Origin of the sequence: Streptomyces sp. NBC_00289, from assembly GCF_041435115.1 — a bacterium.
In the GTDB taxonomy this organism is placed as follows: Bacteria; Actinomycetota; Actinomycetes; order Streptomycetales; family Streptomycetaceae; genus Streptomyces.
On the sequence record NZ_CP108046.1, the window covers coordinates 688791 to 712461 of the forward strand.

The 23671-nt window shown below is 66.2% G+C and carries 18 protein-coding genes and 4 pseudogenes; 13 read left to right on the forward strand and 9 right to left on the reverse strand.

Annotated features, from left to right (window positions below; genetic code table 11):
* Positions 1-13: 13 nt before the first annotated feature.
* Complete coding sequence (locus OG985_RS03755; RefSeq protein ID WP_371666772.1) at positions 14-7003, reverse strand: FG-GAP-like repeat-containing protein; 6990 nt, start codon at positions 7001-7003, stop codon at positions 14-16.
* A gap of 351 nt (positions 7004-7354) precedes the next feature.
* Between OG985_RS03755 and OG985_RS03760 the strand changes: the two genes are divergently transcribed.
* The 3 genes from OG985_RS03760 (at position 7355) to OG985_RS03770 (ending at position 9204) form a co-directional block, all read left to right on the forward strand.
* Positions 7355-7558, forward strand: coding sequence for a hypothetical protein (locus tag OG985_RS03760; RefSeq protein ID WP_371666773.1), 204 nt, complete (start codon positions 7355-7357; stop codon positions 7556-7558).
* A gap of 22 nt (positions 7559-7580) precedes the next feature.
* Positions 7581-7721, forward strand: coding sequence for a hypothetical protein (locus tag OG985_RS03765; RefSeq protein WP_371666774.1), 141 nt, complete (start codon positions 7581-7583; stop codon positions 7719-7721).
* 319 nt (positions 7722-8040) lie between these two features.
* The gene (locus OG985_RS03770) at positions 8041-9204 is read left to right on the forward strand and encodes an IS256 family transposase (protein ID WP_371666775.1); all 1164 of its coding nucleotides are present in this window, start codon (positions 8041-8043) and stop codon (positions 9202-9204) included.
* Between the two features lie 173 nt (positions 9205-9377).
* Here the strand turns inward: OG985_RS03770 and OG985_RS03775 are convergent, their stop codons facing one another.
* Entirely contained in the window at positions 9378-9845 is a 468-nt protein-coding gene (locus tag OG985_RS03775) for an ATP-binding protein (protein ID WP_371666776.1), read from the reverse strand.
* A gap of 164 nt (positions 9846-10009) precedes the next feature.
* Here OG985_RS03775 and OG985_RS03780 point away from each other — a divergent pair, with 164 nt between their 5' ends.
* On the forward strand, positions 10010-10306 hold the full coding sequence (locus OG985_RS03780) for an STAS domain-containing protein (RefSeq protein ID WP_371666777.1): 297 nt from the start codon (positions 10010-10012) through the stop codon (positions 10304-10306).
* Positions 10307-10449: 143 nt separating this feature from the next.
* Here OG985_RS03780 and OG985_RS03785 read toward each other — a convergent pair whose 3' ends face one another.
* Positions 10450-10722: an ANTAR domain-containing protein gene (locus tag OG985_RS03785; protein WP_371666778.1), complete on the reverse strand. Its 273-nt coding sequence runs from the start codon at positions 10720-10722 to the stop codon at positions 10450-10452.
* A 732-nt stretch (positions 10723-11454) separates the two neighbouring features.
* Here OG985_RS03785 and OG985_RS03790 point away from each other — a divergent pair.
* The 4 genes and pseudogenes from OG985_RS03790 (at position 11455) to OG985_RS03805 (ending at position 13626) form a co-directional block, all read left to right on the forward strand.
* Positions 11455-11876 (forward strand): annotated as a pseudogene (locus OG985_RS03790) (ATP-binding protein).
* Positions 11877-12020: 144 nt separating this feature from the next.
* Positions 12021-12509 (forward strand): winged helix-turn-helix domain-containing protein, encoded by a 489-nt coding sequence (locus OG985_RS03795; RefSeq protein WP_371666779.1) that lies wholly within the window; start codon positions 12021-12023, stop codon positions 12507-12509.
* On the forward strand, positions 12506-13060 hold the full coding sequence (locus OG985_RS03800) for an IS630 family transposase (RefSeq protein WP_371666780.1): 555 nt from the start codon (positions 12506-12508) through the stop codon (positions 13058-13060). The genes OG985_RS03795 and OG985_RS03800 overlap by 4 nt, the downstream gene beginning before the upstream one ends.
* A 221-nt stretch (positions 13061-13281) precedes the next feature.
* On the forward strand, positions 13282-13626 hold the full coding sequence (locus OG985_RS03805) for an STAS domain-containing protein (RefSeq protein WP_371666781.1): 345 nt from the start codon (positions 13282-13284) through the stop codon (positions 13624-13626).
* Between the two features lie 165 nt (positions 13627-13791).
* Here OG985_RS03805 and OG985_RS03810 read toward each other — a convergent pair whose 3' ends face one another.
* From OG985_RS03810 to OG985_RS03835, 6 genes and pseudogenes are all read right to left on the reverse strand, one after another.
* Entirely contained in the window at positions 13792-13944 is a 153-nt protein-coding gene (locus tag OG985_RS03810) for a cold-shock protein (RefSeq protein WP_371666782.1), read from the reverse strand.
* Between the two features lie 453 nt (positions 13945-14397).
* Positions 14398-14717: pseudogene (locus tag OG985_RS03815) on the reverse strand (DUF1048 domain-containing protein).
* 1 nt (position 14718) lies between these two features.
* Positions 14719-15063: pseudogene (locus OG985_RS03820) on the reverse strand (DUF1048 domain-containing protein).
* A pseudogene (locus OG985_RS03825) lies at positions 15060-15158 on the reverse strand (PadR family transcriptional regulator); the annotation flags it as partial. The pseudogenes OG985_RS03820 and OG985_RS03825, both read right to left, overlap by 4 nt.
* A 4-nt stretch (positions 15159-15162) precedes the next feature.
* Complete coding sequence (locus OG985_RS03830) at positions 15163-15873, reverse strand: HAD family hydrolase (RefSeq protein ID WP_371666783.1); 711 nt, start codon at positions 15871-15873, stop codon at positions 15163-15165.
* A complete protein-coding gene (locus OG985_RS03835; RefSeq protein WP_371666784.1) occupies positions 15870-17363 on the reverse strand; it encodes a helix-turn-helix domain-containing protein in 1494 nt (497 codons plus the stop codon). Before OG985_RS03835 ends, OG985_RS03830 begins: the two co-directional genes overlap by 4 nt.
* A gap of 310 nt (positions 17364-17673) precedes the next feature.
* Between OG985_RS03835 and OG985_RS03840 the strand changes: the two genes are divergently transcribed.
* From OG985_RS03840 to OG985_RS03860, 5 genes are all read left to right on the forward strand, one after another.
* The gene (locus tag OG985_RS03840) at positions 17674-18156 is read left to right on the forward strand and encodes an ATP-binding protein (RefSeq protein WP_371666785.1); all 483 of its coding nucleotides are present in this window, start codon (positions 17674-17676) and stop codon (positions 18154-18156) included.
* A 147-nt stretch (positions 18157-18303) separates the two neighbouring features.
* The gene (locus OG985_RS03845) at positions 18304-18963 is read left to right on the forward strand and encodes a hypothetical protein (RefSeq protein WP_371666786.1); all 660 of its coding nucleotides are present in this window, start codon (positions 18304-18306) and stop codon (positions 18961-18963) included.
* Between the two features lie 527 nt (positions 18964-19490).
* A complete protein-coding gene (locus tag OG985_RS03850; protein WP_371666787.1) occupies positions 19491-20477 on the forward strand; it encodes a hypothetical protein in 987 nt (328 codons plus the stop codon).
* A 79-nt stretch (positions 20478-20556) separates the two neighbouring features.
* Entirely contained in the window at positions 20557-22068 is a 1512-nt protein-coding gene (locus OG985_RS03855) for an amino acid permease (RefSeq protein ID WP_371666788.1), read from the forward strand.
* 92 nt (positions 22069-22160) lie between these two features.
* Complete coding sequence (locus tag OG985_RS03860) at positions 22161-23525, forward strand: glutamine synthetase family protein (RefSeq protein WP_371666789.1); 1365 nt, start codon at positions 22161-22163, stop codon at positions 23523-23525.
* Positions 23526-23671: the final 146 nt, after the last annotated feature.

The window sequence follows — 23671 nt, forward strand, 5'->3', positions numbered from 1 at the left end:
TGTGACCTACGCTTTAAGGGGTCTTTATCTCTTTCAGCTGTGCCGCCAACTCGGCCATCCGCCCTCTAGCCGTCGCAATTGATGCAGCCTGAACTTTTCGGACTTGACGCAAAACCTGAAGGTTGCTTATCGCTCGATCATAGTCCCAGAATAGGTTAGCCAGGTGATCGCCATAAGTTATGCCATTACTTACCTCTTCTGTAATTCCTTGCCAAACTTCGATTTCTTGAGAAAGGTCCGCTATCTCCCGCGTGGCATTGGTGATCAGACTGTCGGTGCTAGCCAGTTCTTTCGTCATCATACCCAAATCAGCGGATGCTCTCATTACCGAGAAACCCAACTTGGCTGCCGTGTTCATAGACATGGCGCCGCTTGCTTCCCACAGGGCGGCCCTCGCGGAGGTGTCTAGGAGAGAGAGTCCACCGCCGCCCTCGGGTAGCAGTCCGGTGAACTCCAGCTTCACAAGCAATACTTCAGCCGCCACGCAGGCATTGTCTCCACAGAGCAGCTGAGTGCCATCACTAAGTCTAACAAAGCCTACTTTCCCTGTCAGTTTAACTGCGGCTTGTGTATTTCCTCGAAGCGTGTCAAGCAACGTGTGATAGCCAATGGGGTATGAGTCCGCGCCGGCGTAGGGGTCTGTAGTGTCGAGGGGAGTGACGGGGCCGCCGGTGGTGGCGCTTTCGGGTATGTCTGCGGCTATTTCGAGGTTGGCTCCGGTTTCGTCGCTGGTTGCGGTGTTGGCGTTGTTCCAGAGTTGTTGGGCGTTGGAGCCGCTGTTTTCTCCGGTGACGGAGTGGCTGAAGGTGGTGTCGTCGGTGGGGATGCCGTGGGTGGTGCCGGGGATGCCTTTGCCGGAGCGGTTTCCGCAGTCGCCGTCGGCGGTGGTGTAGCCGCCGGTGCAGGATTTGTAGCCGGTGGGGTCGGTGAGGTTGGTGGGGTTGTTTTCGGTGTAGGTGTAGCGGTTGAGGGCTTGGCTGGTGTGGTAGCCGGTGGTGTAGGGGTCGGGGGTGAGGAAGCGTTTGAGGGTGGGGTTGTAGATGCGGCCTTTCATGTTGATGAGGCCGAGGTCGTCGTCCATTTGGTGGCCGGTGTAGCCGTGGTGGGTGTCGCCGGTGGTGCCGGTGTAGGGGGTGGCGTCGTTTTTGGTGCGTTTGCCGAAGGGGTCGTAGTAGAAGGTGTCGCCGGTTTTGATGGTGCCGGTGGCGTCGGTGGTGGCGGTGATGCTGCCTTGGGAGTCGGTGAGGTGGTGCTGGGTTTCGGTGGTGTGGGTGGTTTCGTTGTAGACGAGTTGGGTGGTGATGCCGGCGCCGCCGGGGAGGTGGAAGACGTGTTTGACGGTTTTGGGGGTGGTGGCGGTGGCGCCGGTGGTGCGGCGTTCGTAGAGGCCGGGGAAGTGGAAGGTGACGGTGTCGGTTGAGGTCTGGGTTTCGGTGATGCGCTGGCCGTAGGCGTCGTAGCGGTAGGTGGTGGTTTTGCCGTTTTTGGTGATGGTTTTGGGCAGGTCGAAGGCGGTGTAGGTGGCGGTCTGGGTGGTGGCGGTGGCTTCGGTGACGGCTGTCTGGCGGCCTTCGCTGTCGTAGCAGAGGGTCTGGGCCGGGCCGCTGGCGGGGGTGTAGGAGGTGGCGGTGTGGGGGCCGGCGGTGGTGTCTGTGCCGCAGGTTTTCTTGTCGTAGGTGCGCTGGTCGCTGGTGTTGGTGGCCTTGTCGGTGACGCTCAGCAGGTTGCCGATGGTGTCGTAGGAGTAGGCCGCGCCGCGGGGGGTGGTGCCGCCGCCGGCGCCTTCGCCGCTCAGGGACCAGTTGGTGAGCCGGTCGAGGGTGTCGTAGGTGTAGGTGTCGGTGCGGTTGCTGTTTTGGGTGCGGGTTTCGATCTGCCCGTTGTCGAGGTAGCCGTAGCTGAACTTCTGCACGGTGCTGGGGGTGGTGCCGGGTTTGGTGACGGTGGAGTCGTGGAGCTGGCCGGTGCCGCTGTCGTAGGTGTTGTCCAGGATGAGGCTGGTGCCGATGGTCGCCTTTTCCAGGGCGAGGTTGGGCTTGCGGGAGTTGACGGTGAACAGGTTGGTGGAGGCGCCGCCGGTGATGTCGGTGATGCGCTGGAGGTAGCCGTTGTCGTTGTAGACGGATTTGACGGTGGTGCGCTCACGGCCGGGTGTCTGGGGGTAGGCCATCGTGTCGGGCCGGCCCAGGGAGTCGTAGCCGATGTCGCTGGACAGTGTGGCGTTGGTGGCTGCCGCCGAGTCGGTGATGTCCTGGCCGGCCGGACGGCCGGCGGTGTCGTAGCGGTGGGTGGTGGTGATGTTGTCGGGGCTGGTGGCGGTGGCCGGTTTGCCGATGCCGTGGGCGGCGGTGTCGAAGACGAACGTGGACGTGCCGTCCTCGGTGGTGGAGGCGATGGTGCGGCCCAGGTCGTCGTAGCCGAACACCGTCTTGTGCTGTGACGTGTCGTGGATCTCGCTGTCGATCTGCCCGGTGCCGTAGTACGAGGTCTTGGTTATTCCGGTGTCGGGGTCCTCCAGCTGGGTGCGCCGGCCGAGGATGTCGTACTGGCTGGTGGTGATGTTGTTCTTGGGGTCGGTGACCGTTCTGGGCAGCCCGAACGGGGCGTAGGTGTAGGTGGTGGTCAGGTCCTGCGCCGCAGCGGTGCCTGCCTTGAGTGTTTCGGTGACGCTGGTGGTGCGGCCGTCGACGTCACTGAGGGTGCGGGTCTTGGCCCGGTTGCCGCCCGAGCCGGCCGGCTGGAGTACTTCACTTTCGAAGAACGAGGGATAGCTGTAGGTGTTTTGCACCGGGTGGCCGGCGGTGGAGCCGGGCAGGTCGGTGCTGATCGGCCGGTCCAGGGAGTCGAAGATTGTGCTGGTCGTTCCGGCCGGGGCGGCTCCGGTGGCCTGCACCATGCGGCCCAGCAGGTCATAGCGGCTGCTGGTTTTGCTGTCGGTGTTGACATCGAAACCGGTGACGGCAGTGTTCAGGGTCCGTCCCAGCGCGTCGGTGGCAACCGTGCTGGTGCCGGCCGTCTTGGGGGTAGTACCGCTGAAGTCGACCGTGCTGGTGGTGATTTTGGTGCCGTTGGTGCCGCCCTGCGTGTCCGGCCTGGCCGCATACGAGATGGTCGTCGAGGCGCTGCCGTCCGCGTCCGAGCGCACCAGCCGGCCCAGGTCGTCATACCGGCTGGACGTCGTCACGCCGTTGGCGTCCATCGAGGCCAGCGGCACGCCGTAGGCGGGGTGGACTGCGGTCCATACGGTGGGACGGTAGGCGTCCAGATCGTGCTTGGACCACACCTGGGAGGGATAGATCTTTTCATCCGGCTGCAGTTCGCCGAACATCTTGTCGTACTCGATGCGGGACTCCTGCGTCGGCATGCCCGCGGTGGTGCTGTCACCGTCGTCGACCTTCGTGCCCCGCAGCAAGCCCTCGGTGTCGTAGCTGTAGGTCGTCGTCGAGCGCAGATCAGGATCGGTGGAGTCCTTCTCCACCCACACCGTGTCGACCTGGCCCTTGGTGTTGTAGTGGCTGTCCACCGTGCGGGTCACCGCGGTGCGGCCGGGCTCAAAGCCCGTGGTCTTCCTCTTGGTCGCCAGCCCCGGCAGCCAGGTGGTGGCATCGATCCGGTTGTCGAAGGTGGTCTCCTCGGTCACCGCAGCGCCGTGCTCGGTCAGCGTCGACACCTTGCGCAGGTTGCCGTAGGCGTCGTAACCGCCGGACTGCTCACCCGGCGTGATCAGCACCTGGCGCAGCCGCTTGAGCTGCGGATACTCCGCCGGTTCCTGCATGCCGGTCAGGTGCGAGGTCTTGATACCGTCCAGCGCACCGAAGGTCAGCCCGACCGACTGCTCCCACTCCTTGGTGGTGGAAGACGCGGGCAGGACCTGGAACACCTTCCCGCCGTGGACCTGGCGTACTTCCAGATTGTCGTTGACGGTGCGGGTGACCCGCGCGATCGCGTTGGCCGGTTTGGCGGCCAGTTCGCTCGGGCTCAGCACCGGAACAATGGTGGTGACCGTCTTGGGCGCAGTGGCCTGCGGGTAGTAGCGGCCGTCGACCTTCAGCCGGTGCGCGTACTCGGTGGTGGTCTCCATCGGACGCTGCGGATCCCACGTCCGCACCGTGCCGAATCCGAGCCAGCCGCGGCCGCGGACATCAGCGATGGGGTCTTCATAGGAGTGGAAGGTGCGCCGCAGCTGGCCGGCACTGTCGACGGTGTCGGCGAGGTGGGCGCGGGAGGCGACCTCACGCACCACCGGCATTCCCGAGCGGCGGCATACCAGCGGATACGCGCACACCGTCTGGGTGACCATGTCCGGCCGCTCGGACCACTGCAGGCCGTAGGTGACCTCGGTTGACGGCCAGGCGGTGCCCTCGTCCTTCACCGACATCATCCGGCCGGCGTCCTTGCTGCTGCCGTCCTGCATCGTCAGCCGGACATCACCGGCCGCGGTGAAGTGGACCAGGTCGATGCGGCCGTCCGCGTTGAAGTCACCCAGCTGGGTGGTCGTGCGCCCCCGGCCGGGCACCATCGTGCCGGCATTGCCCGGCACATCCGCAGCCGGACGGAACTGCCCGTCACCACGCGAGAGCTTCAGCTGCACCCCCGCCGCGGTGAGCGCGAACACATCGTCACGGCCGTCGCCGTCCGCGTCCGCGATCCGCACATCCGGCTCCTCACCGGAAGCACCGACGGGAACCTGCAGCGTGCGGCCGGAAAACTCCAGACCCCGCCCGGTGTTCCACAAAATGTTCGACGCGCCGCCGGCCTTGGGAACCATCAGCGCATCGGCCAGGCCGTCACCGTTGAAGTCACCCAGCTCCGTTGAATGCGTCTCCATCAGATGCGGCGCCACCTTGTAGCCACGCTTGCCGCCCGCATCCACAAAACCCGGCTCGGTGACCGCATTGCCGGCCGCGTCCAGACGCAGCACATACGTCTCGGTGCCGTTGCGGCACCGCTCTTCCATCGTCAGCGGCGCATCCGGCTCCTCCGCATTACGCGGAGCACCCCGCTTCTTACCCGGGAAGCCCACAATCTCATCATCCGGGCCCGGATTCAGCGGCGCATCCACCTGCGGCAGCCGCGGATTGCCCACCAGCTCCGCCCGACCGTCCCCGTCCACGTCCGTCGCCCGCACCGGGCAGCCGTAATCAAACACCGACGTCTGCGGCGCCGCGGCCGCAGCAAAACCAGAACCGGTGTTCTTCCGCACCGTGAACCCGAACGACGTGCCCGAACCATTCGCCACATTGGCCGCCGGCAGATAGTCAATCCGCCCGTCACCGTCCATGTCCGCGAACTCAAAACCATACTTGCTGCCCGCAGCCCCGCCGCCGCCATCGACGAACGTGTGCTGGTCATCATCCCACTTGTACAGCCGCATCAGATGCTGCGGAGGAAGCCCGCCCAGACTGTACTGCCCGGCCAGCTCAACCTTCCCGTCCCCGTCCGCATCCACCGGGCGCATCTGCCCCACATGCGGCAAGCCCAAAACCAGGCCCGACCCGTGATGCTCAGCCAGCGGCTCAGCAGACGACTCCGACCGCTTCCCCAGGCGCACATGATGCTCCAGCGGAAGCGACGACGTGTCCTGCACACTGCGCCCCACCTGATACACAATGTCCGACGCACCGTCACCATTCAGGTCCGCCACCTGCACAGCAGGCTTCTCATCCCGCTGCATATTCAGCACATCACCCACCGCGACGTGCTTGTCCGTGAACACCGGACCCGCATCATCACCGTAAGAGAACACCTTCGCCCGCGTAGCAGTACCCAGATAACCGGACTTCTTCACCGACCCCAACTCCAGCCGGCCTCCCGCCGATATCTGATAGTTCAGGTCGTACTGCCACACCATCTGCGGATCAACCGGATTCGGTGCAATCATCTTCACCGACGCAAGACGCTTGTTCCACGTCGACTTCACACCCCGGGCAAAGGACACCTCATCCTCAACACCCCGGTCCTCATACACAAAATCGACAGCACGCGTCGCAGCACGCCCCCCATTAGACGTGTAATCAATCCGGTCCGGAACAAACACCCCCTGCCCCGCCACCGGCTGCAGCCACGAATACGAAATCTTATTACCGTGAACATCCGACTCACTGCGCAGCAGCCACGTCACACGCCGCCCCGCACCCGAAGCGACCGTCGCCGCCGACGACACGGCCGGATCCGTCACCCGCGACGACACCTGCTGCACCACAGCCGCAGTGGAATCATCCACCTTCGCCTCAAACCGCAGCACCCGACCCGACTTCGTCGACACCACAAACGCATCCGGACCCAGCACCGTCGTATCCGGATCCACCACCTTCGACACAATCCGCGCGAACGAATCCGTCTCCGTCCGGTACTCCGCACCCTCCGCACCATACGCGGCAGAACCCGCATTCACCTGCACCAGCTTCTGCCCGTCCAGGCAATACCGGTCCGACACATCAAACGCCACACCAGCCGTCACATCATCCTGAGCCTCACTCTTCGCACACCGCGAAATCTGCGACAGCCCAGAAACCGACCAGCCACGCCCCAGCGCCCCACTGCCACCAGACGACGCATAATCCAGCGACAACGACGGAGCCATCCCCGCCCGCCCCGCCGGCACCTCCAACGGAACATGATACGTATAATCACCCGAAGCAGACACACCACCCTCACCCGGCAGATACGCCACCTTCGACGAACCCCCCGACACCGCACCACCCGGCACCGGCACATCCTTATGCCCCCCCGGCAAACCCGGCGGAACATCCGAACCCAACACCCCCGCCCGATGCCCCGGACCAACCCGCTCCCCCGCCACCACACCAGCCGGAGAAGCAGAAACCGGCACCCCCGAAAACAACGAAAACAACATCGCACACACCGTCGACAACGCCAGCCAGCCACACCTCCCCAACCCAAACACCCAACGCAAACCCACACCTCTACCCATCACAACCACCCCAAAAAAATAGCCAATCACAAAAATGGCACCGGAACCCCAGCACCCTTCGACAGCCACTAGTCAGCAAATGAAACATCGCAGCGACCCTCACCACCGCCGCGCAGCCGAACACTCACGGAAAGGTGTTCGACACCTTTACAGGCACACAACATCAACACCCGAGTAGGCAGTACTCAGCCATCTCACGCTTACCAGCACCTCAAGCCCACGATCCCGTACCCACGCGGCACAGCCACGGCAGCTCTAGATCGTTATCCGGTCGGTGTCGGTGCTAGTCAGCGAGGTGGGGGCTGCCTGCGGACATGAAGGTAGCCGCCGCGATCATGACGAGATGTGACTCAACATCAGTACGCGGCAGCCGCCGCCACGGTAGCGCACGAGGGGCACTTGAGGTGTTTCGAAGACCTGATGGGACGGCTGGCCTGCAGCTTTCCCCGCCGGGAGACGCACGGGACGTTCATGACCGGCCTGTTGATGGAGCTGGAGGACGTGAACTGCTGGACCCTGGCCGAGGCGGTCGGGCACCCTGGCCCGTACCGGTTCCAGCACCTGCTCTCCGCGCGATTTTGGGACGACCAGGCCGTCCTGGACCGGACGGCGCCTGGCGGTTGACCTGCTGGACGACGGCGACGGCGTGCTGATCGCCGACGAGACCGGAGACGCGAAGTCCTCCACCGACGCGGTCGGCGCCGCCCGGACGGGATCCCTTGCCGCGCTGTCTGCCCTTGGCCGCGAGTTCGGCGTACGTACTGCTCCAGACATCGGACCGCGGTGAGCCCGTACGTATGCAACACGCCCGTGCGGAGCGCTGTTCACCCTGCTGTCTCTGCCGCCCCACCCTCGGACTTGTCGGGTGAGGGGCCTCGTGTTTCCCAGACAGGCTTCTGACTGAGCCTTTTCCAACCTCGTGCGTTGGCTGGGCAGTTGGCTAGACAGGATGGTGTACCGCTGTGCGGTGTAGCCGATCAAGGTTGAGGTGTGCGCGGGCTTGCTCCCGGGGCGCACACCCGCGAGAGGTTTCTGCTCCCTGCGCAGGAGGCGGCCACCGTGCAACTCTCCGTGGTGAACGGGCAGTTCAACGCAGGAGGTGCGCGGTGGCCTTGTCCCAGTCTGACTTACTCCACCTACTGGAGTCACTACGTTCCGCGGACGGACTCGAACTCGTGCGGAGTGTGGCCGAGCGGATGCTGCAGGAGCTGATCGAGTCCGAGGCCTCGGCTCGGATCGGCGCCGAGTGGAACGAGCACACCGAGGCCCGCACCGCCTACCGTAACGGGCACCGCGGCAAGACCCTGACCACCCAGGCCGGCGACCTGGACCTGGCCGTCCCCAAACTGCGTACCGGCAGCTTCTTCCCCAGCCTGCTGGAGCGGCGGCGCCGCATCGACCAGGCCCTGTACGCCGTAATCATGGACGCCTACGTGCATGGCGTATCCACCCGCGCGGTCGACGACCTGGTCAAGGCCCTCGGCGCGGACACCGGGATTTCCAAGAGCGAGGTCTCGCGGATCTGCGGCGAACTCGACGGGCCGCTGTGCGCCTTCCGGACCCGGCCGCTGGACCATGTCCGCTTCCCTTACGTCTACCTGGACGCGACCTACTGCAAGGCGCGGGTGAACCACCAGATCGTCTCCCAGGCCGTGGTCATCGCCACCGGCATCACAGAGGACGGCGGCCGCGAGGTCCTGGGGCTCATGGTGGGCGACAGCGAGACCGAAGCGTTCTGGTCCGAGTTCCTGCGCTCCCTGCGTGAGCGCGGCCTGTCCGGGGTCCGCCTGGTCATCGCCGACCACCACAGCGGCCTGGTCAAGGCGATCCGCAAGGTCATGATCGGCGCCGCCTACCAGCGCTGCCGTGTCCATTTCCTGCGCAACGTCTTCGCGGTGATCCCCAAGGACGCGGCCGAAATGGTCGCCGCGACCATCCGCACGATCTTCGCCCAGCCCACTCAGGCGCAGGTCCGCGCCCAGCTCGACACCGTCGCCGACATGCTCGGCGAGCAGTTCCCCAAGGTGAAGCAGATGTTCCTGGAAGCGAAGGACGACCTGACCGCCTTCGCGGCCTTCCCAGACCGACATTGGAAGAAGATCCAGTCCACCAACCCACTGGAACGGATCAACCGTGAGGTCAAGCGCCGGACCGACGTCGTCCAGGTCTTCCCCAACGACGATGCACTCCTACGGCTGATCAAGGTAGGGTCGCCCGACGCCACCAGCGGACCGCCCGAACTACGCACCCCCGCCGCCGTGTTCACCTGAAGGGGTGGCCGCCCGCTCCGGCGCCGGAGTCAGTGGCGCAAGAACCCGCTGCAGATCCGCGAAGTGGTGCGCCCGTTCCTCCAGGCGCTCCTCCAGATGCCGTGCCCCAACTCGACGACGCGGGCGTGTTGTTCTCGGGGGAGCGCCAGTTCGTGTCGCGTTGCAGCCCTGGCTCAGCGGCGGGCAGTGTCGCTGGAGGCGTCGGACAGGGCGATGCGGGCCGTGATACGTTTGCCGACCGGCTCCTGCTCGACAAACAGGCCCTCCGTGACGGCCCGGACGATCTCCAGGCCGTGCTGGCCGATCCTGTCCGGACCAGAGGCTTGAGGCGCTGGCACGGTGGGATCGCTGTCCCACACCACGACCTCCACCGCGCGGGCGGTGACACGCAGCTCCATCAGGACCGGGCCGGGGGCGTACTTGCGGGCGTTGGTGACCAGCTCGCTGACCACCAGCCGGGTGAGGTCTCGCGCGCGGGCGGAGACGGGCAGGTCGTACTCGGTGCGGGCCCGGTCGAGGAAGGCGAGGGCCTGGTGGCGGGCGTCGGCGATGCAGCCACCGTCTCCCTCCAGGGTGTGGCCGGCGCGCGCCAGGTACGCGTGCGGCGCCGTGCAGCCGTCAGGTTCGGCCTGAGATACCACGTACCGTCCTCACTCCCCGGTTGATGCGCGCCAGTACCCGTGACATCCCTGCTCCATTCTTGTGTTGTCCCGCACACTTGTCTGGCTGCGTCGCGTTGTCGTCGTGGGGCAGAATCATCCGCGCATGCCATGAGCAGGCGAGTTGAGGGGTGGTTGAGGAGACGGTGAGCGACAACCCGAGGGACGACCGGCCAGACCGATTTTCCGTCAAACCCGCGGTGGTGGACGGTGTCCTTGTCGTGACCGTGTACGGCGAGATCGACCACGACGTGAAGAACGACCTCGCACAGGCGCTGATCTCCGCCGACGGCACGGCTCCGCCCCGGATCGTGGTGGACCTCAGCGGTGTGACGTTCATGGACTCCAGCGGGATCAACGTCTTCATCGCCGCCCACCGCCGCGTCAGCGAAGCCCGGGGTGGCTGCGCATCGCCGGCGCCCAGGAGTCCCTCCTGCGTCTGATGCACATGGTCGGCATCGACGCCCTCATCCTCTGCCACCCCACCGTCGAGCAGGCCTTGACGGCGTGAAAGGCTCTATTCCGGCTGCTCGGTGTCCCCGGCGTTTTCGGTGTCCGGCGAGCGCCGGCGAATCGCTGCGTTCAGCTACGCGTCCACCGCCTGCGGCGTCGGCACGCCCAGCGCCCAGGTGATCACTGTGTCCGCGACCGTGAGCAGTCTGATGTCGGTGTGCTGGGAGACCTCCCGCAGGACCTCCAACCCCGCGGCCGGCGGCAGCCGGTACACCGCGGTGAGGAAACCGATCGCCTGGTCGACCACCGCATGGGAACCGATCGCCTGACGCAGTTGAGCGATCTCCTCCCGGAGGCCTTCCACCGTGTCGTCCGACACGGGCTGCAGGTCGCGGGAAGTCGTCATCACCAGTCTCCACACAGGGACGAACTACAACGTATCCCTGCCCCTAACCCCTGCCCGGTAGGCCCCCCGGACGTGAATACAGACCACACGGGGGCGGGTTCTTCGCCGGCCGCAGCCGGCGAAGAACCCGAGAGGCTGATAGCCCAACCCCTCCCGCGCCGGGCCACAAGGCCAGGGACCCTTCTGCACCACACCGGCACCACCAGCCACACGCCCAGCCACACGCCCTACCCTCGCCACCCTCCGGGACGCGGACGGGGTCGGCGAGGACCACCAGGTCACCACCGTCAGGCTGTTCGGTGACGGTATGTCCCTGTTGGACCAGCGTCCCCGCCACCGCCGCCTGGACCATCACCCTCTTGCCGCCGTCGCTCGGAGCATGGCCCGCTTGTTCACGAGCCACAGAGGCGAACGTGTTCGAGGAGGTCCAGCTGACCACAACACCCATAGGCGCCCTCATCACCCGCAGCGCGGGAACACCGTCGCCCCTGTCCCCCAAACGCGGAGACCAACTTGCATCAGGTCAGAGCGCACCTGCGAGACGAGATCAGCAGACGCACATGGCATCAGAGCCGCGTGCCCGCTCCCGCTCAAACCATGCGAATGAAACTGCCGGCCTGCCCCCGTGGTCGAATTGTTCGGTAAGAGGCACGGGTACTGGGGACGCGAGGCGGATCGATGGACCTGGCTGGGCAGGACGAGGGCCAGGAGCCGCTCGTAGAGCGTCCGATCATGGTCCTCGCCGGATTCGAGGGCAGTGAAGAGATCGCCGTGGCCCGCGACATGGCCCGCACCTTCCTCACCTGCGTACAAGCCGTCCACGGACTGCCCGTCTCGAAACGGGCCATGGGCATGGTGCAACTGGTGGTCAGCGAGCTGGTCACCAGCGCCCGCAATACGCGCTCGGACCCTGCCTGCTCGACCTGGAGATCATCGAGGGTGCCGTCCAGATCAGCGTGTGGGACAGCAGCCCCACCCCGCCCGAGCTGCTGGCAGCCGACCCCGGCCGGGTCGGCCAGCACGGCATCGAAATCGTCATGGCCGTGTGTCAGAGCTTCGCCGTCCACCGCGAACCCGTCGGCAATCGCATCACCGTAGCCGTCACCCTCGCCGACGACCCCGGCGGCGACATCGCCGGCCACCAGATCTTGTAAGGCCGCGTGAGCTGTCGTACACCGCGCGTGCCGCGCCAGGGACAGGATGAACATCCGGGAGATATGCCTCCATCCCGAAGTGGAGTGGTTTACTGATCTTTAAGGTCTTGCTTGACGACCTGTCAGTTCGGGCATATGGGCGGTATGGGGACTTCGAATGCCGCGCGTTGGGGGCCGGCTGAGCGGGAGGCGCGGCGGATGCAGGCCGCCGACCTGTTCGAACAGGATGTGAGGCAGGCGCATGTGGCCCGGCTGCTGGGGGTGTCCCGGCAGGCGGTCGGCCAGTGGCATGCGGCGTGGCGGGAGGGCGGTCGTGAGGCGCTTGTGGCGCGGCCGAACGGGTCCCGCTCGTATCTGACGCCGCAGCAGGAGCAGGAGTGGCTGCGAGAGTTACGACTCGGGGCGTCGGCGCACGGCTGGGAGGGCCAGGGCTGGACGCTCGCGCGTATCGCGCGCGTGATCGAGGAGAAGTACGGGGCGCGGTTCACGGTGCCGGGGGTGTGGTACCTCCTGGACCGTCTGGGCTGGTCGTGGCAGGTTCCGAAGACGCAGGCGGTCCAGCGCGACGAGGAGGCGATCGCCGCATGGCGCACGGAGACGTGGCCGGCGGTGTCCCATCCGGTCAAGCCGTGACCGAGGGGCGCTGGATCGTCTTCGAGGACGAGTCCGGAGCGGCGCTCGCCGGCGTGGTGCGCCGCACCTGGGGACAGCGGGGCACCACTCCGGTGATCAAACTGAACGGGTCGCGCGGGGACCGGGAGAACATGGTGGCGTTCGTCGCCTACAGGCCCGGGTTCGAGCCGAGGCTGCTTGTGTGGCACAAGAGTCGCGAGGGATACACCAAGGAGCACTTCCCGCTCCTGCTGACCATGCTGCACGCCCGCCTCGGCGGCCCCGTCACGCTCGTATGGGACAACTACTCCAGCCACACCAGCGCCGGGGTACGCGAGTGGGCTGAGGGGCAGGAGCGCTGGCTACGAATCGTCCAACTGCCGCCGTACGCCCCCGAACTGAACCCGGTGGAGCTCCTGTGGAAGATCGTCAAAGATCTCCTCGCGAACCGCGCATTCCGTTCGATTCGTGAGCTGGCAGAAGCCGCCGACGCCGCACTCAGCAAGATCAAGCAAGCCCCGCACCTCCTGCGCGGATTCCTGGCCGGGACCGGGTTGGTATTGCTGGAATGACCGTCAAGCACCGAGATAAAGATCTGTACGTAGAATTGAGGAGCCCCGTCACAGAGACGGCTGCGGCCAGCCGCCCTGTTGCGGAACAGGCATCGAGGCGACGGGTCGACGTGCCGATGACCCCCGGTCGGGCAGGAGTGCGCCGAATCGGCCGGGTGGTCGGGCTGGCATGAAACGGTGCGCCCGCGCCTTGCCCGGGTCACTGCTGTAGGGGGTCGCGGATGAACTTCGCAGGTTTCAGGGCAGCGGTCGCCTGGAGAGACGACAGCGTCACAGTGGCTGCCTTCGGTGAACTGGACCTGGACAGCGGACCAGAGCTCTGGCAGGTACTCGGCTGCTGTCTGCACGGCCGCATCCAGCAGCTGGTGGTCGACCTCTCCGGCGTGACGTTCTGCGACTGCTCGGGCCTGTCCGTCCTGCTCCAGGCACGCGAACAATCCCTCACCGCAAACATCGACCTCGTACTGGTCACCGCAAGGGCACCGGAGGTCACCCAACTGTTCAAGCTGACCGGAGCCGACACCTTGTTCGGCCTCACCACCTGCACCACCGACGCAGCAGGGTGACGACCGACGCGCCCCTCCACCACCCCGACATCGACGATTCACGCTCGATCTCGGCCGCTGCGGCGCGCGGATGCGGCCGACGGGAGCGGCCTCGACGGTGATCGCTTCGCGTTGTCAGCCGCGGACGATGTTCTGGGCCTGCGGACCCTTCTGTCCCTGTCCGACCTAGTAGGTGACGTGCTCGCCTTCCGTGAGCTCGCGGTAGCCGCTGCCCTGGATCTCGGAGTAGTGAGCGAAGACGTCCGGTCCCCCGTCGTCCGGGGCGATGAAGCCGAATCCCTTCTCGGAGTTGAACCACGTCACAGTGCCGCTGGCCATGGGTCGATCCTTTGCTCATGCCGGGAACAGCCCTTCACCGGGCCCGCCTCCGACCCCTCGACAACAGGAGCCACCATCGTTGTACCCCCACTCCCGCGCCCACGCTTCCCGAGTTGGGTGCATCGTCAGCCGAACCGAAGCGCATCAGGACCAAGACGGCAGCGGCCGCATCTTCGTGACCCTCAGTCCCAGCACGCGGAAACGCGCCAGCAGACCGAACAGATGCCCCTCATCCACGACGGTGCCGTAGAAGACCGTCTGCCTGCCCAGCAGCAGGGTGTCCAGCTCCGGGTACGGCCCTGGCTCGGCCTATGATCCGCCGGACGAGCCCTAATGCTGTCACCAGCAGGCCGCGGCTTCCGGTGGCCGGTCGGCCCGAGCCCGTTCGCGCTACGTCGAGGCGAACGAGCCGCGCCTGGGGGACAATACGCCCACAGGCATGAGGCGGGGGTGCTACTTTTCGGCCGTACCGGGATCGCTGCTGATGGACTCCTGGTAGACGTCCGCATAGGTGCGTGAGTCCTTGACCAGGTCGTCGCAGAACGCGGCGACATCGTTGCCGATGAGTTCCAAGACCCCCTTGCTCGCGACGACGCCTTCCTCGAAGAACTCGATGATCCCGGTGAGCAGGGGCCCGTCAGGCAGGTCGACCGGTCCGACCCTGAACTCTGCATCTCCTCGTAGAGGATCCAATAGTCAGGCGGGAATGCCTTGAGTCGGGCCATGTGCACCCGCCACTGTTCCTTGCCCTCGATGCTGTCCTGGAGGGCCACGTCAGCCTCCCAGCCGACTCAATATCCTGGCGACGTTCCTGTTCAACTGCTCGCGCCGGCCGCGATAGGTTCGAGCCCCTTTTCCACCGGCCAGCGCGGTGCAGAAGCCGGGGATGTCGTCGCCGAGCACCTCCTGGACGGTCCGTCCGTCACTGCCACTTCGAGCAGCCCCAGGGCGGCGTCGAGGATCGGCATCAGGTTGCGGCCGGTGAAGTCCCGTAGGGGAAGAGGTGTGCGACGATCTGCCCCCACGCCGTCCGGTAGTCGTCCGGCAGGGCCTCGGCCCGGGCTTCGAATGCCTTCTATTCCCTGGTGAGATCGCTTCCAGTGTCTCCCAGAAGTTCATCTCCCGCCCTCCTTGAGCCTGTCGATGCGTGATGAGACGTACTGCCACCTCGCCCAGAACTTCGCGAGCTCCTCCCGTCCGGAATCCTTGAGCGCGTTATTACCGGGCTGCGCTTACCTGGCCTATCAGACTTAGCAACCTTTGAGAGTCAGTTAGGTCGGGGATCACATGACTGGCGCCAGCACCTCTCAGTGCATCAGCTGAGGTTGTGCCGGAGGCGACTCCGATCACGTGAGCGCCCCCCTCCCGTCCCGTACGAACGTCCTCCAGTGAGTCGCCGATAATCACCGTCGAGTGCTTCGTGAAGGCTTGCCTGTATCGTGTACTGGCTTTTTCCTGGGCCACTCGCACCAAGGCAGGGCGGTGAGGGTCTTCAGAAGCGTATCCACCGATATCGAGGTCAAGGTATTCGTCCAATTCGAAGGTTTTCAACTTGACTTCCGCACTGCCTCGCAAATTCCCAGTTACCACCGTGGGAACGAACCGGGAATCTTGTTGCACGGCGGCTAGAGCCGCACGTGCCCCCGGCATAATCTGGCCTGTGTGAATCAACTCGTGCCGGTGCAGAGCTAGTTGCTCAGGCATTCGCTGCACGATGTGCCGTGCAAGCTCCTCAATCCGTGCGGGTTCGACTGCGTTTGCACGGAGCAGCTCCTTCGCTGCCAGGGGCATCGTCACGCCGGTGCCTCGCTCGGGAAGCGTCTCAGCTGGCCGCCCTACTACCTCTTCAAAAAGTTCCCGATAGACCAGCCGGTCAGTGTCACCGGTGTAGACGAGTGTGCGGTCGATGTCCCAAAGCACGAGGATCATGCTGCGCCTCGCTCGCGCATGACGATGTGCCCGCGCTCGAGGAGGTCCTTCCCGGGGGAGATGGATACGAAGGGCTGCGCCTCATTGAGCATGCTCCGCAGGTGGTCGTCCAGACGGGCAGACTGAATGCCTTCAGAAAGGCTCAGGACCTCATGGGCGGTGGCGCAGCCAGCGTCTGTGTCGCCAGCGCGCATCTGTGCCGTCGCGGCTCGGGACAAGAACTGTGCGGTGGTCCGGGTTTCATCTCGGCTCAGCACATCATGTGCTGTGGCGAAGGCTTGTGCTGCCCGAGCCGGCTCCCCCAGGTCGAGGTAGCAACTGCCGGTTTGGCCGAGAATCTCACCAGGGTTGATCCAGTACAGCCAGTGAGGATCATCTTCTCCTCGGCCACGCGCACAAAGCTCTTCTGCCTCAGCAAGCGCCGCCAAGGCATGGCGTGGTTCGCGGAGTCGGGCATGGCCTCGGGCCTGGCGGGTGAGGAGCATGGCGTTCAATGCCGGGGCCTCCTGTCCAGAGACTGCCTGGCGCGCGGTGCGGGCTGCAGCGATAGCGTCGCGCGGATCGCCGACGGAGTAGCTGTGGATTGCTAGGAATGCGAGGGCGCCGGCGCGCAGACGGGCATCTCCCGCTACGTGGGCTGCGCGCAGTGCAGCGAGGAAGAATTCTTGGGCAGCGTCGTGGTCACCACCGTCGAAGGTGTACCAGCCTGTCTGGGCGGCCGTGTCGGCGGCGACGGCCGCGAGACGGCGACCGTAAGAGTCGCTGTAGGAGCCGTTCTTCAGTAGGTGCAGAAGCGTCCGAAGATGAGCTTTAGCGGTGTGGACGAGACTCCCGCTTCCGCTCGTGGCGTCAACTTGCCGGAGGGCATCGGTGGTGCCTTGCAGGGAGCTGATTAGCGAGCCTGAGACGGCCGTGTCACCGGAGGCCGTGGCCGCCTCTGCAGGGGCAACGGTGGACTGCAGCATGTATTGGGTTAGCGCGGCTCCGCTCAGGGCGGATAGCACGCTGCGGCGCTTCATGGTGGAACCTCCGATAGCCACTTCAATTGAGGCCACCATACGGTCCGTGGTCCAGGGCAGAGCAGCTTCAGCTGAGCGGTTTAGTACAGTCTTCGCTGCATCGCCACGCAGTGGCGACAGGAGTAGATGTTGCAGGTCAGAGGGTAGTCCCAGACCGTTGAGAAGGTCCAGGAGGGTATCGGGGCTACCGATCCGCTTCTGTCCGCGTTCGAGTCCCGAGATGAAGGACTGAGGTAACGCCGTCAGCTCGCGCACGGCCATCTGTGACAGCCCAGACCGTTTACGCACCAGGCGCAGCATCTCGCCGAAATCCCAGGCTGCCAGGGCCTCGTAGACAGCTTCGTCACGCCAGGCTCGATCGGGTATTCCCGGCGCCGTTCCCGTCTTCGCGCACAGCGCGCACAAGGCATCCGGGTTGTACTGGCTCAACTCAGTGGCACACCGGGCGCAGACACGGTTCGACGGTCTCATGGCGCGACCCCTTGGTCCGGATTTCCCACGGTCTCCACGATAGACCGGATCCCATATCCCCACAGAGATATCGCCGCAGGGATCAGTGCAGCGGCTGTCTGGTCTCACACTCTTGCCCACTGCACTGACCACTTGGTTGGGAGCCTCAACCACGTTGGCGCTTCGAAAGGAGGAGAACGTGCGCGACACAGCGAGCACTCCGCTCCAGCCCCGCCTGCCGCTTCTCCACGTCGGCGGCGGCTGTACGCAACCACGTGGTGCGACATCCGCCGCCCCCGAGCCTCATCTTCGCAAAGTCCTAAAGGACGTGATGACGACGACAGCCGTAAAGACGCCTCGCACGGTGCGCCACCGCGAGGGGGACGTGATGAACGAGCGCTTTCAGGCCGCCCCCCGCCGTGAGGGCGCGCCTCCCCGTGCCGAGGATGCCTGCCAGGTCGGCGTCATGCGTCGGATTGCCGCTGCTCGGCTCAGATACTGCGGCCTGACCGCGATGATGGACGACGTCATGGTGGTCGTTTCCGAACTCCTCACCAACGCCCTCCTGCATAGCGGCAGCCAGGACATCGGTTTGAGTATCACGCTCCGAGACCGCTTTCTGCGCATCGCCGTCACCGACGGACAGCCGGGCGCCGCCGCGACCCGCCGGCGCGGCAGCAATTACAGCGAGTCGGGGCGCGGTCTTCACCTCGTCCAGGCCATTGCGGCCATGCACGGCGGGAGATGGGGCACAGAGGGCGCCGGCGCGACCACCTGGTGCACTTTGGCCATTTCGGCGCCGGAGCGGCTGTAACCCCGCCCGTTGACCTACCCACAGGGCCCGCGCCCTGGGCTGCCACCGAGCCTCGAACGCCTGGCCGCGGCATGTCCCTCAAGGGAGCGGCATCACCGACCCCGTTCCGCCTTACAGCTCTCGCAGACAAGAAGGAAGCAGCGATCCGTGCACACCGTGAGCCAGCCGGGCCTGATCCCTTTCATCACCCAACGGGAGGGTGAACAGGCCGCGCCAGACAACCTCTTCATCCTCCAGCACGGGCCCGGCAGCTACCGGCTCCACTACCGTGACGAGGACGTCAGGGACCGGGACCTGCGAGGCGTGCTGTGGGCGCGCTGCGCCTTCAACCCGGTCGACGAGCGCGGGATGCCGACGGGTGCGCCGCTGTGGAAACTCATGCATCCCTACCGGCAGATGATGACGATGCAGGCGATGCGCTGCCAGGTGTGCACCCGGCACGCACGCACTCCGCTGGGCTTCGTCTTCCTCGCCGGGCCGCGTGACCACGGCCCTGGCCAGCCGCAGATCCTCACCAACCAGCCTCCCGTCTGCCCACGACATGTCCGCGCGGCCGCCGCGCTGTGCCCGCACCTGGAGGCGAAGCCGATGGTTTTCCTGGCCACCAGCGCCCCGTTGTACGGGGTGACCGGCACCCTCTACGGCCTGAATGGTGACGGCGTCCACGTGGTGGCGCAGCCCGACCACCCCCTGCCCTACGGGCACCCCAACCTGGCGACCTTCCTCGCCTCCCAGCTCATCCGCCGGCTCAGCAGCTTCCGCGTCCTCGACCTCGACACGCTGCAACGAGAGCTGGCAGAGGCATAGACCCCTGCCCGACAGCCCCAATGCCACCGGGCAGGCCTGAGCGCCCGGCGCGGGCCCCCGCCTCCCCCCGTCCCGCGCCGGACTCGCCCCACGTGACATGTAATCGATGGGAGAGGACCTTGACGACAGCAAGGGACCGCGAGGCGTTGCCGCTCGCACCGTGCGAAGGCCGTAGCCCCTTGCCCTGCGCGCACCAGGTTCGGCCCCCGAGCCGCTTCTGGACGCGGTGGGCCGCCGGTGTACAGAACTCTCCTCGCGTCACTAGCGGCCTGTCATCCAGGTTCGTTCACGGTTGCCAGACCCGTTCTGGTCGGGCCCGTCCTGCTGCTGCAGTCGGCTCACGGCCGCTCCGGTGGTGCGGAAGCGTCGATAGGGCGCCCCAGGTCGCCGACGCCACCTGGGCCGGCGCCCGGGCCGCCCCGCTGCCGCCCCAGGGGTGAGCCCGATAGCCACCTGCCGGCCTCCTATCGACGGCGACATCAACACCCCGCCTGCCACCTTCTCCCACCCGCTCACGAGGTATCCCAATGCCCGCCACTGAGCTGACCCTGACCCCCCATCCGGCCGGAAACGACGAGGACTTACGCCTGGCCCTGGATGACTTACAACTCGACCGATGGCTATCCACCAAGACGCTGCTCACCCGCACCAGGAGCTGGGCGCTACGGACTGCACGCAGCCAGGTTCTGGCGGCCGCCGCGGCCAAGGGCGATGCCATCGCCGCCTGGCTCGCGGAGGACCCGACCGACGCCAACGCCCTGATGATGCAGGCCCGGGTACTGACAGTGCGAGCTCTGTCCGCCTACCGCCACACGGCAGACCGCCACACTCTGCTCCCCCAGCTCAGGGCCGCGCACACCGCGTGTCTGGAGGCGGCCCGCCGCTGGCCGGCCGACCCCGTGCCCGGGGTGTGCCTGCTGGCTCTCGCCCAAGTGGACTGCGATCCGGGTCGCCCCCTCCACCTCGGGAACTGGGCTGCGCCCCCAGAGGCTTTGCTGCCGTGCGGACCGTGGCCCGTACTCGACCAGGTAAACAGGAGGGACCACCCGAACAGGGAGGCCTACCAGCGGATGCTGCAGTGCTTCCAGGCGCGTGGCGGAGGCGCTGTCGACTTCGCCCGGTGGGCGTCCTCCCTTGCCGGTCCCGGGTCGGTGCTGCTCACCCTGCCCCTATACGCGTTCGTCGAGGAATACCGGCTGCGGACGTCGAGCGGGCAGGTCGCCCAGACGCTTCATTTCTGGGACAACGAGCAGGTGAGGCACTACGCGGCGCGGGCGCGGGATGGATGGTTCGCCTACCTCACCGATCGCGGCACGGCCTCCCAGCTGGATCTGAACTATCTCGCCTACACCCTCACCGCCTGTGGTCTGCCCGGCTCCGGCGAGGTGTTCGAGGCGATCGGCCCGTTCGCGACGCAGGCTCCCTGGCAGCACGTCAGTGAAAGCCGCTGGTGGGAGGAGGAGTTCCTGCAGGCGCGCACCTACGCGATGAAACCTGGACGCCGGCATCGATGAGAAGCCGAGCACCCCCGCCACTCCCCCAGTCCAGCACTATCTCGTCTCTCCTTCCCTTCACCCCAGAGGATCTTTTTCGGTGTCTTCGAGACATGCCGCCCACCGCCTGACGGATGACGATGCTGTCCTGGCCGGGCACGGCTACCAGCCCGTGCTGGCCCGCCGCATGGGCCCCTTCGGCAACTTCGCGATCTCGTTTTCAGTCATCAGCATCCTGTCCGGCTGCATGACGCTCTACGGCTTCGGCCTCACCACCGGCGGACCAGCCGTGATCATGTGGGGCTGGATCGGCGTCGGCCTGATGGTCCTACTCCTCGGCATGTCCCTGGCCGAGGTCACCTCCGCCTTCCCCACCTCCGGCGGCCTCTACTACATGGCCAACCGGCTCGGCGGACCGCGCTGGGCCTGGGTAACCGGCTGGCTGAACCTCCTGGGGCTGCTCGGCGCGATCGCCGGCATCGACTACGGCGCAGCCACCTTCGTCGGCGCCCTCGCCAACCTCCAGTGGGGTTTTGCGCCCACACCGGAAAAGACGATGCTGATCTTCGCCGCGATCCTGCTGCTGCACGCCCTGCTGAACGTCGCCGGCGTCCGCCTGGTCAGCCTCCTCAACTCGATCTCCGTCTGGTGGCACCTGGCCGGCGTCGCGGTCATCGTCGCCGTCCTGACCCTCGCCCCGACCGACCACCAAGGCGCCGGCTTCGTGTTCACACACGTCAACAACGACACCGGGATCAGCAACGGCCTGTACGTGACAGCGCTCGGCCTGCTGCTGGCGCAGTACACCTTCTGCGGCTACGACGCCTCCTCCCACCTCTCCGAAGAGACCACCCAGGCGCAGATATCGGCGCCCAAGGGGATGGTCCGCTCGATCTGGGTCTCCTGGATCGCCGGCTTCATCCTGCTGGCCGGACTCACCTCCGCCATCCAGCACTACACAGGCACCCAGACCAGCGCCACCGGCGTGCCGCCCGCGCAGATCTTCCTCGACACCGTCGGCACCACCGGCGCCAAAGCCCTACTACTCATCGTCATCGTCGCGCAGCTGTTTTGCGGGAATGCCGAGACGGCTGCCGCCTCACGCATGGTGTTCGCGTTCTCCCGCGACGGCGCGATCCCCTTCGCCGCCCTCTGGCGTCGCGTCAGCCCCCGCACCAAAACCCCGGTCGCCGCGGTCTGGCTGTCGGTGGGCACAGCGCTCGCCCTGGCCGCGCCCTCCCTGTACTCGCCAACCGCCTACGCCGCCGTCACCGCCATCAACGTCATCGGCATCACCCCCGCCTACGCCATCCCCGTCTACCTGCGCCTGCGCGCAGGCGACCGCTTCGAGCCCGGACCGTGGAACCTGGGTCGCTGGAGCAAGCCCATCGGCTGGACGGCCGTGACCTGGGTCGGCTTCGTCACCGTCCTGTTCTGCCTGCCGCAGGTCTCCCCCATCACCACCACATCCTTCAACTACGCAGGCGTGGCCCTGATCGCCGTCCTGGTGCTGGCCTGGATTTTGTGGATCACGAAGGGCCGGCGCACCTACCGCATCCCGGCGCTGGCCAACACGGCCACCCGCACCCCCCTGGCCGAGGACATCGTCTGATGCACACACAGCACAGCCACCAGCCGCCGACAGCGCCGACAGTCCGGCTCAGGGCCCGGGGCCGTCTGCGCCGCATGCAATGGAGATTCCAGATGGCCACCACCGCGACCACCCCAGTCAAAACCCCCTGGCGGACCGGACCGGTCTCCCGGCAGATACTCGAAGACCTCGTCCACAGCAGGAGCATCACCGAGATCATGCTCGCGGTGCCGGACCTGCAGGGACGTCTCCAAGGCAAGATCTTCAACGCGCCGGTGTTCCTGAACCGCATGACGGCCGGCACCGAGATGTGCGCCTACATCCTGGCCACCGACATCGACATGACGCCCCTCGAGGGGTTCGCCTTCACCGGCTGGGATCAGGGCTTCGGCGATGTCCTCGTCAAGCCGGACTGGGACACCGTCCGGATGCTCCCCCACCGGCCCGGCACCGCCCTCATCATCGGCGCACCCTTCCACGACGACCACACCTCCGTCCAGGTGGCCCCGCGCCACCTCCTGCAGACACAGATCGAGAGGCTGACACAGCTGGGGTATCGGCTGAAAGCGGGAGTGGAAGTCGAAGCCGTGCTCTACACCCAGGACACGTCAGGACGCGTACCGGCATGGCGCCACAACCTCGACTACGCCCTGCAACACCCGCCCCACATCGCCGACTTCCTCCACGACCTGACCAGCGCCCTCACCGACGCCGGCATCCCCTTCGAAGCGATCAAGACGGAGAGCGTGCCGGGACAGGTCGAAGTGAGCTTCGCCTACGGCGACCCCTTGCACGCCTGCGACGACTACAGCATCTTTTACGACATCACCCGCCAGGTGGCCGGCCGGCACGGCCTGGTGCCAGCGTTCATGGCGGCCCCGGAAACCGGCACTGGCAGCGGCCTGCATCTGCACCTGTCGCTGTGGAACGAGCACGACGATCCGTGCTTCACCCACCACCGCGGCCAAGAACTGCCACCACTGATGCAGCAGGCCCTTGCCGGACTGCTCTCCGCCCTGCCACACCTGGCGCCGCTGTACGCACCCACGGTCAACTCCTACAAACGCTACCGCCCCCACTCCTTCGCCCCCGTCCGCTACAACTGGGGCTACGACCACCGCGGCTGCGCCATCCGCATTGCCGGACACGGCAACCACACCCGCCTCGAGGTGCGCCTCGCCGGCGCCGGCGCCAACGTCTACCTGGCACTCGCCGCCTACCTCGCCGCGATGATCCACGGCATCGAGGAAGAGCTGATGCCGCGGCCTGCCTGCGACGGCGACGCCTACCAGGACCGCGGCTCCATACCGCTCTACGCGGACCTGCTCGAAGCGATCCAGCATTTCGAGCACAGCACCCTCGCCCACAGCCTGCTCGGCAAAGACGTCGTCGCCCACTACGCCCTGGCGGCACGGGCCGAGGCCGACTGGCACCGCCAGCACGTCACCGACATCGAGCGCCAGCGTGGAATCCGCTGACCCCTGCCCGCGGCGGCAAGGCCGGGCGGACGATGGCCGGTGAACGAGCCCTCGCTCCCGGCCCTGTACGTGCACCACGTAAGGCGCGGCAAGCACAGGGCCGGAACTCGCTTCTCCAGGCACCACATCCAGCGACGGCACCGCCC

Excerpts from the sequence above, each read along its gene's own strand:
- OG985_RS03760 (WP_371666773.1), top strand. The coding sequence starts at position 7,355 with ATGGGACGGCTGGCCTGCAGCTTTCCCCGCCGGGAGACGCACGGGACG.
- OG985_RS03810 (WP_371666782.1), bottom strand. The coding sequence starts at position 13,944 with ATGGCCAGCGGCACTGTGACGTGGTTCAACTCCGAGAAGGGATTCGGC.
- OG985_RS03860 (WP_371666789.1), top strand. The coding sequence starts at position 22,161 with ATGGCCACCACCGCGACCACCCCAGTCAAAACCCCCTGGCGGACCGGA.
- OG985_RS03795 (WP_371666779.1), top strand. The coding sequence starts at position 12,021 with ATGGGGACTTCGAATGCCGCGCGTTGGGGGCCGGCTGAGCGGGAGGCG.
- OG985_RS03840 (WP_371666785.1), top strand. The coding sequence starts at position 17,674 with ATGACGACGACAGCCGTAAAGACGCCTCGCACGGTGCGCCACCGCGAG.
- OG985_RS03835 (WP_371666784.1), bottom strand. The coding sequence starts at position 17,363 with ATGAGACCGTCGAACCGTGTCTGCGCCCGGTGTGCCACTGAGTTGAGC.
- OG985_RS03805 (WP_371666781.1), top strand. The coding sequence starts at position 13,282 with ATGAACTTCGCAGGTTTCAGGGCAGCGGTCGCCTGGAGAGACGACAGC.
- OG985_RS03785 (WP_371666778.1), bottom strand. The coding sequence starts at position 10,722 with ATGACGACTTCCCGCGACCTGCAGCCCGTGTCGGACGACACGGTGGAA.
- OG985_RS03830 (WP_371666783.1), bottom strand. The coding sequence starts at position 15,873 with ATGATCCTCGTGCTTTGGGACATCGACCGCACACTCGTCTACACCGGT.
- OG985_RS03850 (WP_371666787.1), top strand. The coding sequence starts at position 19,491 with ATGCCCGCCACTGAGCTGACCCTGACCCCCCATCCGGCCGGAAACGAC.